Source organism: Comamonas sediminis (assembly GCF_041107495.1).
Taxonomy (GTDB): Bacteria; Pseudomonadota; Gammaproteobacteria; order Burkholderiales; family Burkholderiaceae_C; genus Comamonas; species Comamonas sediminis.
In genome coordinates this window covers 40,879-56,592 of record NZ_JBGBDC010000013.1, presented here as the reverse complement: position 1 = coordinate 56,592, position 15,714 = coordinate 40,879, and the positions used below count along the sequence as shown (strand labels likewise).

General features: G+C 64.9%; 14 protein-coding genes. 5 read left to right on the top strand and 9 right to left on the bottom strand.

From position 1 onward, the window contains the following. Positions 1-117: 117 nt before the first annotated feature. Complete coding sequence (locus AB7A72_RS23230; RefSeq protein WP_133858265.1) at positions 118-369, bottom strand: DUF3297 family protein; 252 nt, start codon at positions 367-369, stop codon at positions 118-120. A 233-nt stretch (positions 370-602) separates the two neighbouring features. Here AB7A72_RS23230 and AB7A72_RS23225 point away from each other — a divergent pair, with 233 nt between their 5' ends. From AB7A72_RS23225 to AB7A72_RS23210, 4 genes are all read left to right on the top strand, one after another. Then, positions 603-1,928: a DUF445 domain-containing protein gene (locus AB7A72_RS23225; RefSeq protein ID WP_369461288.1), complete on the top strand. Its 1,326-nt coding sequence runs from the start codon at positions 603-605 to the stop codon at positions 1,926-1,928. 354 nt (positions 1,929-2,282) lie between these two features. Further along, positions 2,283-4,352 carry a ligand-gated channel protein gene (locus tag AB7A72_RS23220; protein WP_369461287.1) on the top strand — a complete coding sequence of 690 codons (2,070 nt, stop codon included), beginning with the start codon at positions 2,283-2,285 and terminating at the stop codon, positions 4,350-4,352. Positions 4,353-4,745: 393 nt separating this feature from the next. Next, a complete protein-coding gene (locus AB7A72_RS23215; protein ID WP_369461286.1) occupies positions 4,746-6,809 on the top strand; it encodes a ligand-gated channel protein in 2,064 nt (687 codons plus the stop codon). Positions 6,810-6,883: 74 nt separating this feature from the next. Further along, the gene (locus AB7A72_RS23210; protein ID WP_369461285.1) at positions 6,884-7,861 is read left to right on the top strand and encodes a siderophore ABC transporter substrate-binding protein; all 978 of its coding nucleotides are present in this window, start codon (positions 6,884-6,886) and stop codon (positions 7,859-7,861) included. Between the two features lie 67 nt (positions 7,862-7,928). On the opposite strand, the gene AB7A72_RS23205 is transcribed toward AB7A72_RS23210, so the two are convergent. After that, a complete protein-coding gene (locus AB7A72_RS23205; protein ID WP_369461284.1) occupies positions 7,929-8,327 on the bottom strand; it encodes a rhodanese-like domain-containing protein in 399 nt (132 codons plus the stop codon). A 104-nt stretch (positions 8,328-8,431) separates the two neighbouring features. Here AB7A72_RS23205 and ftrA point away from each other — a divergent pair, with 104 nt between their 5' ends. Continuing rightward, a complete protein-coding gene (gene ftrA, locus AB7A72_RS23200; protein ID WP_407065016.1) occupies positions 8,432-9,385 on the top strand; it encodes a transcriptional regulator FtrA in 954 nt (317 codons plus the stop codon). On the opposite strand, the gene AB7A72_RS23195 is transcribed toward ftrA, so the two are convergent. From AB7A72_RS23195 to AB7A72_RS23165, 7 genes are all read right to left on the bottom strand, one after another. Continuing rightward, positions 9,382-10,608 (bottom strand): CaiB/BaiF CoA transferase family protein, encoded by a 1,227-nt coding sequence (locus AB7A72_RS23195; RefSeq protein WP_312417553.1) that lies wholly within the window; start codon positions 10,606-10,608, stop codon positions 9,382-9,384. The genes ftrA and AB7A72_RS23195 overlap by 4 nt on opposite strands. A gap of 8 nt (positions 10,609-10,616) precedes the next feature. Beyond that, positions 10,617-11,396, bottom strand: coding sequence for an enoyl-CoA hydratase-related protein (locus AB7A72_RS23190; protein WP_369461283.1), 780 nt, complete (start codon positions 11,394-11,396; stop codon positions 10,617-10,619). Positions 11,397-11,487: 91 nt separating this feature from the next. Further along, entirely contained in the window at positions 11,488-12,282 is a 795-nt protein-coding gene (locus AB7A72_RS23185; RefSeq protein WP_239810374.1) for a MetQ/NlpA family ABC transporter substrate-binding protein, read from the bottom strand. Positions 12,283-12,391: 109 nt separating this feature from the next. Next, a complete protein-coding gene (locus AB7A72_RS23180; RefSeq protein WP_369461282.1) occupies positions 12,392-12,829 on the bottom strand; it encodes a hypothetical protein in 438 nt (145 codons plus the stop codon). Between the two features lie 69 nt (positions 12,830-12,898). After that, the gene (locus AB7A72_RS23175; RefSeq protein ID WP_312417549.1) at positions 12,899-13,483 is read right to left on the bottom strand and encodes a DJ-1/PfpI family protein; all 585 of its coding nucleotides are present in this window, start codon (positions 13,481-13,483) and stop codon (positions 12,899-12,901) included. Between the two features lie 237 nt (positions 13,484-13,720). Continuing rightward, a complete protein-coding gene (locus AB7A72_RS23170) occupies positions 13,721-14,446 on the bottom strand; it encodes an OmpW/AlkL family protein (RefSeq protein WP_369461281.1) in 726 nt (241 codons plus the stop codon). Between the two features lie 323 nt (positions 14,447-14,769). Then, a complete protein-coding gene (locus AB7A72_RS23165) occupies positions 14,770-15,699 on the bottom strand; it encodes a tripartite tricarboxylate transporter substrate binding protein (RefSeq protein ID WP_369461280.1) in 930 nt (309 codons plus the stop codon). Positions 15,700-15,714: the final 15 nt, after the last annotated feature.

Sequence of the window (15,714 nt, the reverse complement as noted above, 5' to 3'; positions counted from 1 at the left end):
CCGGCCGCCGCAGGCAAAAAACCCGAGCCATGCTCGCCTTGCAAGGCCAGCCTGGGTCGGGTTTTCGTTTTACCGGGCCGCTTCAGCGCAGCGCGGCGGAGGTGATCAGGCCAGGACTCAGTCCTTGTAATAGGCCTCGACCTTGCCCTTGAGCTTGATCAGCAAAGGTTTGCCCTTGCGGTCCACGGTCTTGCCGGCGGGCACCTTGACCCAGCCTTCGCTCACGCAGTATTCCTCGACATCCACGCGCTCGGTGCCGTTGAAGCGGATGCCGATGTCGTGGTTGAAGACCTCGCGCACAAAATGCGGGCTCTTGGGGTCGATGGACAGGTGGTCGGGCAGTTCGGGGCGGGCAGTGGTATCGGTCATGGTCAGGTGCAGTAGAGAACGCGGCGCTGTGCCGCACAGGCCGCCATTGTCCACACTTTTGCGGGCACCGCGCGCCAGGGATGCTCTGCAAGACCCTCGTCAAGCGGGATGGACGCGGATCGCCCGAGCCCGCGTTCAGACCACGGCAGGGAGTTTTGCAGAGGATCCCTGGAGGGAAACCGCGCCGTTGGCTGACTTGGCAAGCTCTGCTGCTTGCCGCTACAGTGGTCGCCATGCCCTTGCTACTGACCGATGCGCAGCAGCGTCTGCTGCGCCGCGCCAAGCTCACCCCGTTGCTGCTGCTGCTGGCCGTGGCCTGCATGTTTGTGCTGGCCAGCTGGTGCCTGGGCCAGCCGTTTGCGCAATCGCACCTCTGGCAGCTGGCGCTGCGCTGCCTGCGGGCGATGACCGAGGCGGGCATGGTCGGCGCGCTGGCCGACTGGTTTGCGGTGGCGGCGCTGTTCAAGCACATCCCGATTCCGTGGATCTCGCGGCACACGGCCATCATCCCGCGCAACAAGGACCGCATCGGCGAGAACCTGGCCGTCTTTGTGCGCGAGCGATTTCTCGATGGCGACTCGCTGGTGCAGCTGGTGCGCACGCACCAGCCGGCGGACAAGCTGGCGCAGTGGCTCAAGGCTCCGGCCAACGCCGAGCTGCTGGGCCACCAGGTGGCGCGCCTGGCGGCAGCTGCGCTGGCCACCGTGCAGGATGCGCAGGTGGAGCGCTTCATCAAGCTGGCGCTGCGCACCTTGCTGGGCCAGATCGACCTGTCACAGTCGCTGTCCAAGGTGCTGACCGTGCTGACGCACAACGGCCGCCACCAGGTGCTGCTGGCGCAGGCGCTGGACAAGCTGGTCGAGCTGCTGCACGAGGCCGAAACCCGCACCTTGATTGCGCAGACCATTGCGCACTGGCTCAAGACCGAACACCCGCTCAAAGAAAAAATGCTGCCCACCGGCTGGCTCAGCGACAAGGGCTCGGCGATGATCGCCAGCAGCCTGGAGCACCTGCTCGATGCGATTGCCGACAACCCCAGCCATGTGCTGCGCGCCAAGTTTGACCAGACCATGCAGGAGTGGGTGGAGCGCCTGGCCCAGGACCCCGCCTGGCATGCCAAGGGCGAGGAAGTGCGCCGCTACCTGCAGCACGACCCTGCCGTGGGCGAGTATGTGCAGGAGCTGTGGCAAAGCCTGCGCGCCAGCCTGCAGGCCGATCTGGCCAACGAGCATTCGGCGATGGCGCGCAATGTGCGTGGCATGGGCCTGTGGCTGGGCAAGTCGCTGGCAGCCGACCAGGCGCTGCGCAGTTCGCTCAATACCCGCATGGAGCTGTGGGTGCAGGAGCTGGCGCCGGAGATTTCGCAGTTCTTCGGCACCCATATTGCCGATACCGTCAAGCGCTGGGATGCGCGTGAACTGGGCGAGCTGATCGAATGGAACATTGGCCGCGATCTGCAGTACATCCGCATCAACGGCACCTTGGTGGGGGGGCTGATCGGCTTTGCGCTGTTCTGGCTGGGGTGGCTGGTGAACCACCTGGGCGGTGGTTCTGCATAGCCAGCTGAGGCCTATGCGCCACAGAGATGTATCCAAAGTGCTTTATCCCTGCTTCACATTAGTCAACACTTCTTTATCAATGGGTATAATAAGAAGCATTCGCATTTGTTGATGGTCCCCGGATTTTTTCGTTGCCCAGCCATGTTGGCTCCCCGCCATCTCCATGCCGCACAGCACGGCATGCTCGCCAGGACGGCCCAGCAGCACCCCTTTGCTGCCTGCCGCGCCGTGACTGACACCTCCAAACCCCGCGAATAACCGCCGGCCCTGGGCCTGCGCTGTGCCTGATCTCCATGAGCGACCAGGCGGGCGCAGCCATGCGCCATCCGTTTGATCTGACCTGGAGCCTGTTCCATGACCCCCCGCCCTTTCGCTGCCGCCTGTGCTGCCCGCCCTGTTTCGCTGTTGCACGCCGGTCCATCGCCGCACCGTGCCGTGCCCCATGCGTTGCGCGCTACGGCCCTGGTGGCCGCCGCGCTGCTGGGTGCCGGCCCTGCGCTGGCGCAGAACGAAGCGGAGGCCGACAAGACCTTGTCCACCGTCGTGGTGACGGCCTCGGGCTTTGAGCAGGCGGTAGAAGATGCACCGGCCTCGATCACCGTGATTCCGCGCCAGGAGCTGGAGAAAAAGGCCTACCGCGATGTGACCGATGCGCTGCGCGATGTGCCTGGCGTGGTCATCACCGGCGGCGGCAGCTCCAGCGATATCAGCATCCGGGGCATGGCCTCGAACTACACGATGATTCTGGTGGACGGCAAGCCGCAGAACTCGCGCGAAACCCGGCCCAACAGCGATGGCGCCGGTATCGAACAAGGCTGGCTGCCGCCGCTCAGCGCGATCGAGCGCATCGAGGTGGTGCGGGGTCCGATGTCGTCGCTGTACGGATCGGACGCAATGGGTGGCGTGGTCAACATCATCACGCGCAAGGTGGCCAAGCAGTGGACGGGTACCTTGAGCGCCGAGACCACGCAGCAGGAATCCTCCGCGTCGGGCGATATCTACCAGAGCAACTTCTACCTGGCAGGCCCCATCAAGAGCGATGTGCTGGGCCTGCAGATCTACGGCCAGAAATCGCGCCGTCTGGAAGACAAGTTTGTCGGCGGCTTCAATGAGCAGGACAGCAGCTCGGGCACCGCCAAGCTGACCCTGACCCCCAACAAGGACCACGACCTGGCGCTGGAAGTGGGCCGCACCTTGCAGGACCGCTATGCAACGGCAGGCAAGAGCGCGAGCCGCGCGTCCAGCTTCTCGGACTACTCCCGCAACCACTTTGCGATCTCGCACACCGGGCGCTGGGGCTTTGGCACCTCGACCACCTACCTGCAGCACGAGGAGATCGACAACCCTGGCCGCGAGATGAAGCTGAAGAACACCGAGTTCAACAGCCAGATGGTGATGCCGATCGGTGAGCGCAACCTGACCACCGTGGGCCTGAGCTACAAGCATGAAAAGCTGATGGACAACGGCAACCAGATGAAGGTGGACAACCCCATCAACACGCTCAAGCGCTACCAGTGGGCGCTGTTTGCCGAGAACGAATGGCGGGTGACCGATGCGATTGCGCTGACCACCGGCCTGCGCATGAACCATGACCAGAACTACGGCACCGACTGGACGCCGCGCGTCTACGGCGTCTGGCACGCAACGCCGGAGTGGAGCGTCAAGGGCGGTATCTCGACCGGCTTCAAATCGCCCAGCCTGCGCGCTGCGGTGGCCGATTGGGGCCAGATCACCGGGGGCGGTGGCGACCCGGCCATCATCCGGGGCAACCCCAACCTCAAGCCCGAGAAAAGCACCAGCCAGGAGCTGGGCGTGATCTGGGACAACCGCCGCGATTTCACCGGCAGCCTGACCTTGTTCAACACCGACTTCAAGGACAAGATCACCGAGGTGCGCAGCTGTGAGGACACCGAGGGCGCTGGCCGCGCCATCGTCACCGGCAACTGCACGGTACTGGGCACGCCCTACAAGTTCATCAGCGACCGCACCAATGTGGATGAGGCCAATATGCGCGGTGTGGAGGCGACCGCCACCTGGAAGGCCAGCGAAGCCTTGCGCCTGGCGGCCAACTACACCTTCACCCGCTCGGAGCAGAAAAGCGGCAACTTTGCCGGCCAGCCGCTCAACAAGATGCCCAAGCACATGCTCAACGCCACGTTGGACTGGCAGGGCACGGACAAGCTGGGTGTCTGGAGCCGGGTCAACTTCCGGGGCAAGAGCTCGGACTACCTGAGCCGCACCTCGATGGCCAAGGGCACGCCGTCGTTCACCTTCATGGACCTGGGCCTGAACTATGCCTACAGCAAGGATGTGCGCTTCAGCACCGGCATCTACAACCTGTTCGACAAGCGCGTGGACAGCGCCACTTACGACGCGGTGTATGACGGCCGCCGTTACTGGGCCAAGGTCACCGTCGGTTTTTGATCTGTAGTGTCCTGGCCATCGCTGGAGGTCTGCGTGTGACGACGCGCCTCCGGCCAGGAGCGGCTCCAGGCTTGGTTTGCGCAGCGTGAGAAGCGGTTGCCGCATGCGCGCTGCAGGACGAACTTTACAAAATCACTACATGGCATCTCGTAACGATTCTCCATCAATCTCTATAATGAGAACTATTCGCATATAAACGTCTTGCGTTCCCCCTTGCTGCCCATGCGTGTACCGGGCAGCCATGCCTTCTCGGGACGGCGCCCTGACCAGCGCCGTGACCGCAAACCTGCACAACAAGCGAAGCATCGCTGGCCCGCCGCCAGCACCTGCCGATGGCCACCATCTGCGGGTGCCTGAGGCGTGGCTGTTGTCACCTGAACACCGAGTATTTCCATGTCCTCCTCTGCCACGTTGGCAGCAGGTCGCGCGCCAGCACGGCCTCTGCGTCTTGATTTCCACCGGCTGCCATCGGCACCCCAGCGCCATGCACTGCGCGCCATCGCCGGCGTGGTGGCCGGCATGCTGGTCCATGGCGCAGCAGCAGCGCAGGCCGCCGATGCCACCGATGCCACCGATGCTGCCGAGCAGGTTGCCAGCGACAAAACACTGGGCACCGTGGTGGTGACAGCGGCGGGCTTTGAGCAGGAGGTAACCCAGGCGCCGGCATCGATCACCGTGATCCCGCGCGAAAAGCTGGAGCAGGGCGCCTACAGCAACCTGCACGATGCCTTGCGCGATGTGCCGGGCGTCATCATGACGCCGTCGGACAACAACTCCAACGACATCAGCCTGCGCGGCATGGGTGCCAACTACACCTTGATCCTGGTGGACGGCAAGCGCATGAGCACGCGCGAGACGCAGACCAATGGCTCGACGGGGACCGACCAAAGCTGGGTGCCACCGCTCGAAGCCATCGAGCGCATCGAGGTGGTGCGCGGGCCGATGTCCTCGCTCTACGGATCGGACGCGATGGGCGGTGTGGTCAACATCATCACGCGCAAGGTGGCCAAGCAGTGGCATGGCTCGCTGCGTGCCGATGCCACCTTGCAGGAGCGCCCCGCGTCCGGCAATGCCTACCAGAGCAACTTCTACCTCTCGGGCCCGATCAAGGAAGAGATGCTCGGCATCAGCCTCTACGGCAACTACAGCAAGCGCGATGAAGACCGCATCTACCAGGGCTACAACGACAGCGATACCCAGGCGCTCAACGCCCGCATTGCGCTGACGCCGAACAAGGACCACGACATCATTGCCGAACTGGGCGCGGCCCGGCAGCACTTCATCTCGACCCCCGGCAAGACCTTGCTGGAGACCGGTGCGCTGTCCGACCGCAAATTTGAGCGCGAGAACTATTCGCTGCAGCACAAGGGCCGCTGGGGCTGGGCCTCGTCCGATACCTATGTGCAGCATGAGAAGACCCGCAACATCTCGCGCGAGATGACCGTCAAGAACACGGTGGCCAACAGCAGCTGGGTGATTCCGGTGGGCGACGCGCACATCGTCAGCACCGGCCTGTACTACAACCAACAGGACCTGACCGACACGACCACCAACACCTTGCCCGGCAGCAACCGCACCACGGCCGACCGCACGCAGTATGCCTGGTTTGCCGAAGACGAATGGCGCCTGCGCGAGGACTTTGCGCTGACCAGCGGCCTGCGCTTTGACCACGACAGCAAGGGCGGGTCGCAATGGAGCCCGCGCCTATATGGCGTGTGGAACCTGAACCCGCGCTGGACCGTCAAGGGCGGTGTCTCCACCGGTTTCCGCGCACCCTCGCTGCGCCAGACGCTGGGCGACTGGGGCCAGGCCAGCCGGGGCGGCAATATCTATGGCAACCCGGATCTGAAGCCGGAGAAATCGCTGTCCAAGGAAGTGGGCGTGCTCTACAACGATGGTGCCGGCCTGTCGGCGGGGCTGACGGTGTTTGACAACGACTTCCGCGACAAGATCACCCGCATTGCCTGCCCCGAGTGTGGCCCGTTGAATTCGTCGGGCAACACGCCCACGACCAATATCAATATCGACAAGGCGGTGACACGCGGCATCGAGGCCACGTTGACCATGCCGCTGGCGCGCAGCCTGGACCTGAACTCCAGCTACACCTTCACCAGGTCCGAGCAGAAGAGCGGCGAGTTTGCCGGCCAGCCGCTGTCGCAGCTGCCGCGCCACATGCTCAACGTTGCACTGGACTGGAAGCCCTCGGACCGCTGGAACGGCTGGACCAAGCTGTCCTACCGTGGCAAGGAAAGCCAGCCCACTGGCGGCCGCTCGGCCCGCACCTGGGTCGCTGGCAGCTATGCGATGTTCGATGTGGGCGGCTCGTTCCACTACAACAAGAACACCACCTTCTTCGCCGGTATCTACAACCTGTTCGACAAGGACGTGTACTACGAAGACTACGCCACCGTGCAGGACGGGCGCCGTTACTGGGTGGGCATGAACCTCAAGTTCTAAACCCGCCGCGCGGCGCCCCGCATTGCGGCGGGCGCCGCGGCTATCGCTTTGATTCGCATCCTTTGGAGAAAGACATGACCCCGCCATTGACCTCGGCCTGCTGGCGCGCCAGCGCTGCTGCCGCCCTCGCCACGTCGCTGTTTGCTGCCCCGGCAGCCTTTGCGCAAGCCCCCAGCCCCAAAGCTCCGGCAACCATCACCGTGCAACATGCCAAGGGCAGCACGGTGGTGCCCCTGGCGCCTCAACGCGTGGTGGTGTATGACCTGGCATCGCTGGACACGATGCAGGCGCTGAACCTGCCGGTGACGGCCTTGGCCAAGGCCAACTTCCCCGGCTATATGCAGGCCTATGCCGATGCGCGCTACCTGCCAGCCGGCACCTTGTTCGAGCCCGATTTTGACGCGCTGAGCCAGATCCGGCCGGACCTGATCGTCGTCGCGGGCCGCAGCGCCGGCAAGTACGACATCTTGAGCAAGATCGCGCCCACGCTGGACCTGAGCGTCAACAACCAGCAGCTGCTGGCCGATATGCAGCGCAATGTGGTGGCGTTGGCATCGCTGTGGGGCAAGCAGGCCCAGGGCGAGCAGCTGATGCAGCGCGTGCGCAGCGAGGTGGAGAGCACCCGCGCGCTGGCCCAGCAGCAAGCGCCGGGCCTCCTGGTGCTGGCCATCAGCACGATGATCAATGCCCAGCCTCCCGGCGCACGCTTTGGCCTGCTGCACGATGTGCTGGGCGTCCAGCCGGCCTTGCCGGCCGATGCCAGCAAACCGCGCGGCGTGCCGATGAAGATGGAGGACATCAGCCAGCTCAACCCCGCCTGGCTCTATGTGATCGACCGCAACGCCGGCACCGGCAGCACCACCGGGCGCGATGGCAAGCCCGTGGTGGCCAGCACCGAGCTGTTCAACAACGACGCCATCCGCAACAGCGCTGCCGGCCAGCAGGGCCGGGTGGTGTTCCTGGATCCGCAGGTCTGGTACCTGCTGGGTGTGGCCGGCCCGCAGGCCATGATGCATACGACGGCGCAGTTGAAGGCCGTTTGGAGCCGCTGAGGTCTTGACGCGGGAAGACGCTTGCAGGGGGCGGCATGTGATGCCTCCCCTTTCTTGCGGCACGCGGTCAGGCGGCGGTGGCCAGCGCAAACCCTTCGTCCAGCCAACCGGTGATGCCGCCCGCCATGAGCTTGACGGGCCGGCCCAGCTGCGCCAGACGCAAGGCGCCACGGGCCGCCCCATTGCAGTGGGGGCCGGCACAGTAGGTGACGAACAAGGTACCGGCGGGCCAGGCGGTCAGCTTGCTCTCGATGATCTTGCCGTGCGGCAGATGCAGGGCGCCGGGGACATGGCCCCGTGCATACAGTTCGGCACTGCGCACATCCAGCAGCACGAAATCGGGGCCCCCCTGCTGCAGGGCAGCGTGCACATCCCAGCAGTCGGTCTCGAACGTGAAGGAACGGGAGAAATGCGCCACGGCATCGGCACTGGCGGCGGCGGGAATCTGGCTGACATAGCTGCTCATGAAGAACTCCTGGTAGACATGGCAGCGATTTTGCGGACCGGCGCCCCTGTCTACAATTGGCGCAAAAGACATAAATGGAAGGATTTGCGCCAATGTCTGCATCCTTGCGCGGGCCGCTGGTGGTAGCGCCTGTCTACCACGGTCTATGTACCTTTGAGTTTTCCATCGTGGCCGAGGTGTTTGGCTTGGAGCGCCCCGAGCTGGGCGCGGGCTGGTACCGCTTTGCAAGCGTGGCGGTGGAGCCCGGCCCGCTGCGGGCACAAGGCGGCCTGTCCGTCCAAGCCAGTGCCGACCTGGCGCTGATGGAGCAGGCGGACCTGATCGTGGTGCCGGGCTGGAGAGGCATCGACGAGCCGGTGCCCCTGGCATTGCAGCAAGCGCTGAGGCGAGCCTGGCAGCGCGGCGCCACCTTGGCCTCGATATGCTCCGGGGCTTTTGTGCTGGCTGCCACCGGGCTGCTGGATGGGCGCCGTGCAGCCACCCACTGGCGCTATGCGCCCGCGCTGGCGCAGCGTTACCCCTCGATCGCTGTGGATGCCCAGGTGCTGTATGTGGAGGAAGAGCGCTTGTTCACCTCGGCGGGCAGCGCAGCGGGCATCGACCTGATGCTGCATCTGGTGCGGCGCGATTTTGGCGTGAAGGCGGCCAACAGTGTGGCGCGGCGCCTGGTGGTGGCCGCGCACCGCAGCGGTGGCCAGGCGCAGTTCATCGAGCAGCCGCTGGTGAAGGATGCATCGGGCAAGCTGGCGCAGTTGCTGGACCAGGTGCGCGCGGATCTGCGGCGGGACTGGACGGTGGCTGCGATGGCCGAGGTCTTGGCCATGAGCCGGCGCACCTTCCTGCGCCGTTTCACGGCCGGCACCGGCATGGCGCCGAGCGCCTGGTTGGCGCAGGCGCGGATCGAGGAAGTGCGGCGCTTGCTGGAGAGCAGCAGCCTGCGCGTGGAGCAGATTGCAGACCAGGCAGGCTACCGCAGCGTGCAGGTGCTGCGTGACCAGTTCAGGCGCAGCATGGGCGTGTCGCCAACCGCTTACCGCGCATCGTTCACGGCGCCCTAGCGCCCGTGCAACTGCACCGCCTGGCTGGCGGCCAGTGCAGCAATGTCTTCGCTGCTGTAGCCCAGCTCCTGCAGCACCTCGGCGGTGTGTTCGCCATACTGCGGTGCGCCGCGCCGGGTCACGCCATTGCCGTGCGAGAACTTGATCGGCAGGCCCAGCGCCTGGACCGGGCCGGCCACCGGGTGGTCGACCTCGATCACCATGTCGCGCGCCAGCGTCTGCGGGTCTTCCAGCATGTCCTTGATCTTGCGCACCGGGCCGGCAGGCACACCGGCCTGCTCGAACTTCTCGACCCAGTAGTCGGTCGTGTTGCTGCGCATGGCCTCCGAAATGATGGCGATCAGCAGATCGCGGTTGGCCATGCGTTCGCGGTTGCTGGCAAAGCGCTCGTCTTCGAGCAGGTGCTCCAGCTGCAGCACGCGGGTCATGCCGACCCAGGTGGCCTGGCTCACCGCGCCGATGTTGATCCAGCCGTCCTGCGTCGGTATCGCCTGGTAGGGCGCGGCCACCGGGTGGGCCGAGCCCATGGGGCCAGCGGACTCGCCGGTGGCAAAGGCCATCGCCACCTGCCAGTAGGTGTGGACCAGCGAGGCCTCATACAGCGAGGTGTCGACATACTGGCCTTCGCCGGTGCGCAGCCGCTCGATGTAGGCGGCCAGCACGCCGGTCGAGGCGAGGATGCCGGCGGTCACATCACCAATCGGCACGCCGACCTTGACGGGCGGGCGGCCCGGGCCTTCGCCGGTCAGGCTCATGATGCCGGACATGCCTTGCGCAATCAGGTCGTAGCCGGCGCGCTTGGCATAGGGCCCGTTGAGGCCAAAGCCGGTGATCTTGCAGTAGATCAGCGCGGGGTTGCTGGCACGCAGCACGTCATAGCCCAGCCCGAGTTTTTCCATCGTGCCGGGGCGGAAGTTCTCGATCACCACATCGGCCTTGTCGATGAGGCGGCGCACCACCTGCAGGCCGTCGGGGTGCTTGAGGTCGACGGCGATACCGCGCTTGTTGCGGTTGACGATCATGAAGGTGGCGGACTCGCCCTGGATCTCCGGCGGGATCGCGCGGCGCGTGTCGTCGCCGCCGGGCAGGCGCTCGACCTTGACCACCTCGGCGCCCATGTCGGCCAGCAGCAAGCCGCCGACGGGGCCTGCCATGACATTGGTTAACTCAACAACGACGAGGCCCGACAGCGGGCCTGTGCGCGGGGAAGGGGATGGCTGCATGAACGCTCTTACTTTCCTGTGAATACTGGCTTGCGCTTGTCCAAAAAGGCGCGGTAGCCTTCGATGAAGTCCTGCGTGTCAAAGCAGGCGTAGCCCTCTTGCTGGTCGGCATCCGTCAAGGGCGTACCGCTTTGCAGCCGGGCGATGAATTTCTTGTGCCAGCGTGCCGACAGCGGCGCCAGGCCGCTGATGCGCGCAACGGTCTGGGCCAGCTCCTCGTCCCAGTCGGCCAGCGGCACCACGCGGGTGACCAGGCCTTTGGCACAGGCCTCCTGCGCATCGAGCAGGCGGCCTTCGAGCAGCAGCTCCAGCGCCACCTGCGGGCCCGCGACATGCACCAGCGCTTCGAGTTCCGGGTAGGCCAGCACACCGCCCAGGCGGCCAATGGGGATGCCAAAGCGGGCGTCGTCACTGGCCAGGCGCAGATCGCAGCAGGCCGCCAGCTCCAGGCCACCGCCGACGCAGGCGCCACGGATCGCTGCCAGTGTCGGGATGGGGCAGTGGCGCAGCAGGGCCATGGCCCGGTGTGCCTGCTGGGCAAACGCCATGCCTTTTTCCTTGGACGAGCGCAGCGATTCGAACTCATCGATATCGGCGCCGCTGCCAAAGGCCTGGGTGCCTGCGCCGCGCAGCACGATGCAGCGCAGATCGCTGTCCTGCACCAGCACATCGAGCTGCTCGGCCAGGCTGATCCACATCTGGTGGCTGATCGCGTTGCGTTTGGCCACGTTGTCGATCAACAAGGTGGCGACATGGCCTTCTCGGCTAAGGGTGATCTGTCCACTCATGGGCTGGCTTGGTCAAAGGGTGATGAAAAAAGGCGCGCCAGTTTGCGCGCCGCTGGCGTCGAATGGGTGTGGCGGGCCGTGTCAGCCCCTGTCAGAACGCGGGGACGATGGAGCCCTGGAATTCCTTGTCGATGAACTGGCGCACCTCGTCCGAATGGTAAGCCTTGACCAGGCGTGCCACCCAGGGCTTGTCCTTGTCGTCCTGGCGCACGGCAATCAGGTTGGTGTAGGGCGACTTGGCCGACTCGCGCGCAATGGCGTCCTTGGTGGGGTTGAGCTTGGCGGCAATCGCATAGCTGGTGTTGATGACGGCGGCATCCAGGTCATTGAGCGCATGCACCAGCTGGGCGGCATCCAACTCGCGCAGGCGCAGCTTCTTGGGGTTGTCGACCACATCCAGCGGCGTGGCCTTGATGCCTGCCGACGCGCGCAGCTTGATCAGGCCATGCTCTTGCAGCAGCAGCAGCGCGCGGCCGCCATTGGTGGGGTCATTGGGCAGACCGATCTGCGCGCCCTGCGGCAGGTCGCCCAGCGATTTCACCTTCTTGGAGTACAGCGCAATCGGCAGCACCACGGTGTTGGCGGCAGGCACCAGCTTGTAGCCGCGGTCCTTGACCTGCTGCTCCAGATAGGGGTGGTGCTGGTAGGCATTGGCATCCAGATCACCGGCCACCAGGGCGGCATTGGGCTGGATGAAATCGCTGAACTCGATCACCTGGACCGTGAGGCCCTCTTTGGCGGCTGCTTGTTTCACCGCTTCGGCAATCTGCGCATGCGGGCCGGCCGTCACGCCCAGCTTGATGGGCTTGTCCTGCGCAAAGGCGGGGGCGGCAAAGGCGGCAGAAACCGCCAGCAGGGCGGCGAGGGTGAAATGGCGCTTGAGCATGGAAGGCAGTCGGGAACAAGTAGACGGGCCCACATGCTACGTTCGATCGCTCAGATTAAAAAATAATATTATCGAATAACCAAAGACGCCATTCGCTATATGGAGCGGCTCAGTCGTCTGTCGGATCCGCAGCTTCTGGAGCCTGGTCGCCGCCCGATGCCAGGTGCTGGCCGATCTGCATCCAGGCCTGGGCGGCTTCGGCATCGCCCGCGAAGTGGTGGCAGCTGGCAGCGGCCATCGCGATGCGGGCATTGCGCGGGTCTAGGTCAAAGGCCAGTTCGTTCTGGGCGGCTGCGTTTTGCCACATCACCGTGGCATTGGGCGAGCCTTCCTTCTGCAGCGCATGGGCCTCGGCCATCCAGGCCTGGGCCAGGCGCACGGCGGCCTCGGGCTGGTTGCGGTCGGCCTGGTGGGCGCGGTAAAAGGCCTGGCCCGCCTGCTGCCACAGCGCGCGGGCGGCAGCGAAATCGGTGGTGGCAATCTTTTGCGCATCGGCAACGAATTGCTGGCCGGTGGCGAGGTGGTGGCTGTAGCTGTCTGCGGTCATGGGGCTGCGATGGTAGCAGCGATGGCAAGGGCTTGCAGGCGGCCCAGCACTTGCCACCGCAGCGGCCGTTCAGCTGTGCTGGATGCGGGTGCCCAGCAGTTCTAGAAACTGCGCCAGCCACTGCGGGTGGGCAGGCCAGGCGGGGGCGCTCACCAGGTTGCCGTCGGTATGGGCCTGGTCCACCGCGATATCGGCATAGGTGCCACCGGCCAGCACCACCTCGGCCTTGCAGGCGGGGTAGGCCGAGCAGGTACGGCCTTTGAGCACGCCGGCGCCCGCCAGCAGCTGCGCACCATGGCAGACGGCGGCGACCGGCTTGTTGGCCGTGAAGAAATGGCGCACGGCGGCCAGCACCGCCTCGTTGTTGCGCAGGTACTCGGGGCCGCGCCCGCCAGGGATCACCAGCGCGTCATAGTCTTCGGCCCGGATGTCGGCAAAGCTCGCATTCAACGTGAAGTTGTGGCCAGGCTTTTCGCTGTAGGTCTGCGCGCCTTCAAAGTCATGGATCGCCGTCTTGATGTGGTCACCGGCTTTCTTGTCCGGGCAGACCGCATGCACCTGGTGGCCCACGGCCAGCAAGGTCTGGAAGGGCACCATGGTCTCGTAGTCCTCGCAGTAGTCACCACAGATCATCAGTATTTTCTTGGCCGGCATAAGGTCTCCAAAAAAGGGGTTTCAGGCGGGTCTGCCTGCGCCATTGTGGGCCGAGGAGGCGCAGATGCCAAGGGTGCCCCGCGCGGGCAAAAAAAACCCTGCTCCAGGAGCAGGGGGCAAAAGATGGCTTGGAGCCACCGCATGCTGTGGCGTTCGTCGAATGCAGGCCACTTGTTGGGCGCAGCGCAGGCGCTGCGGGCTTCTCCTCACTGGGATCCTCTGCAGAACCCTTGTTGATCAGAACTTGTAGGTGACGTACAGGAACGGAATGATCGGATCCAGGGTCAGGCGGGTCTGCGAGACCGCCACCTTGTTGCCGTTGACCGTGGTCGTCAGCTTGGCGTCGGTCTTCATCGGCACATAGGACACCGAGAAGGTGATACCCCAGTTCTTGTCAATCGCGTAGTTGGCGCCGATGTTGAAGACCGGTGCCCACTGGCTGTCGATCTTGGCGGTGGTCTTGGCAACGCCTGGAGGCGCGCCGATGACGCTGCCCAGCGTGTTCTGCAGACCACTGGTCAAGCGTACATTGCGGAACTGCGAATAGGTGACACCCAGACCCAGCGAGACGCGGAACTTGTCATCGGCATTGCCAAAGAAGTATTTACCCAGCAACGAAGGTGCATACAGACGCGCATTGCCCAGCTCACCGATGGGCTCCAGCGAGCCGGAGCCATTGAGCCTGAGGCGCGGTGGAATGCCCAGCACGCCTTCGACCGCCCAGTTGTCGGTCAGGAAGTAGTGCACGTTCAGGCCCAGGGTGGTGGCGCTCTTGAGGTCAGCGCCCGAGCCCGGGATCTGCCGCTCAAAGGGCTCGACAAAGGTCAGTGGCTTGCTCTTGTCCTGGGGCGAATAGTTGAGCGCCCCGGCTCCTAACACCCAGTCGCCCGCCTTCTGTGCATAAGCGCTGCTTGCGAGCAAGGCGGTGGCCGCCAGCCACATCCATTTCTTGGCTTGTTTCATTGCTTTGTCTCCTTGGGTTGCTGTTTGAACGGTCGTCCAATCTGGCTTGTCTCGAAGACAGAGCATAGGAAGCTGGGCAGGCTGTGTCGACAGGGTAAGCGCTGAATTTCAGCAAAAAAAGCACACTCGTTCTAATTTGTGCCGACCTGGGGAAAACGCAGATGGGAAAGGGCGAAAGTTTGTTGTAAAAGCACACCTTTCTTACAGATGCGCCTGCGGAAACGGAGCGGGGATCTTCGATGCGGATCGGGTGCACAACTCGGCCGATCCGGATGCGTCGCCCCTGGACCCAGGCCCTGGAACTTGAGGTAAAGCAGCGTGTGTCAACGATCGGTTTCGTGTTCCACCTGCCGCGCAAAGTCCTGCGCAGAGCCCTCGTAGGGCTGGTTGTTGGCATCAAGCAGGCTCTGGCGAATGGAGGGTGAGCGAAGCGCTTGCGCAGTCCATGCGTGCAGGCGCAGCAGCACATGGGTGGGGGTACCCGGTGGGGCAAAGAGCCCGAACAGGGAATCCAGATTCGCGGATGCGTAACCCAGCTCCGCGAGGGTCGGCACCTCCGGGAGTACCGGCAGGCGGCGCGGTGCGCCGACCGCCAAGGCCTTGAGGCGCCCGTCGCGCAAGGCGCTGAGCTGGCTCGGTGCGACGTTGGTCGACAGCAGCTCGAAATGGCCACCGAGCGCATCGGTCAATTGCTGCCCGCCACCCTTGTACGGCACATGGGTGATGTGCACGCCCGCAAGCTGACTCACGCGTTGCAGCACGGTGTGCCCTGTCGTGCCTTCACCGGTCGTCGCCCAGCGCAGCATGCCAGGGTGCTTGCGCGCCGCTTCGACCATGTCGGCGAAAGCAGAGGGTGCGAGCGCGGAGGTGCCCACCAGGAGCAGCGGCGTGCGCATGACACCGGCCACGGGCTGCACCGGCAATGGCGCAGCGGCTGCTGAGGCGGTGGCACGCCGCGCAGCCGCGTGGCGCAGCAGGCCCACGGCAGCGGCGGCGGTAAAGACCAGCGTTTGGCCATCGGGCGGACTGCGCTGCAGCAGTTCCAGCGCCAAGGTTCCGCTCGCGCCGGGCCGGTTCTCGACGATGACTGGTGCCTGGAGCGGATCGGCCATGGCTTTGGCCAAGGCGCGCGCCACCAGGTCGCTGACACCGCCGGGTGGATAGGCGACCAGAATCTTGAGACCAGCGCCCAGTCTTGTCCGGGCTGCAGTGGCAGCGGCCCGTGCCGCCGGGGTCACCAGCGATGCGCCCATCAAGCCGCTCAGCAG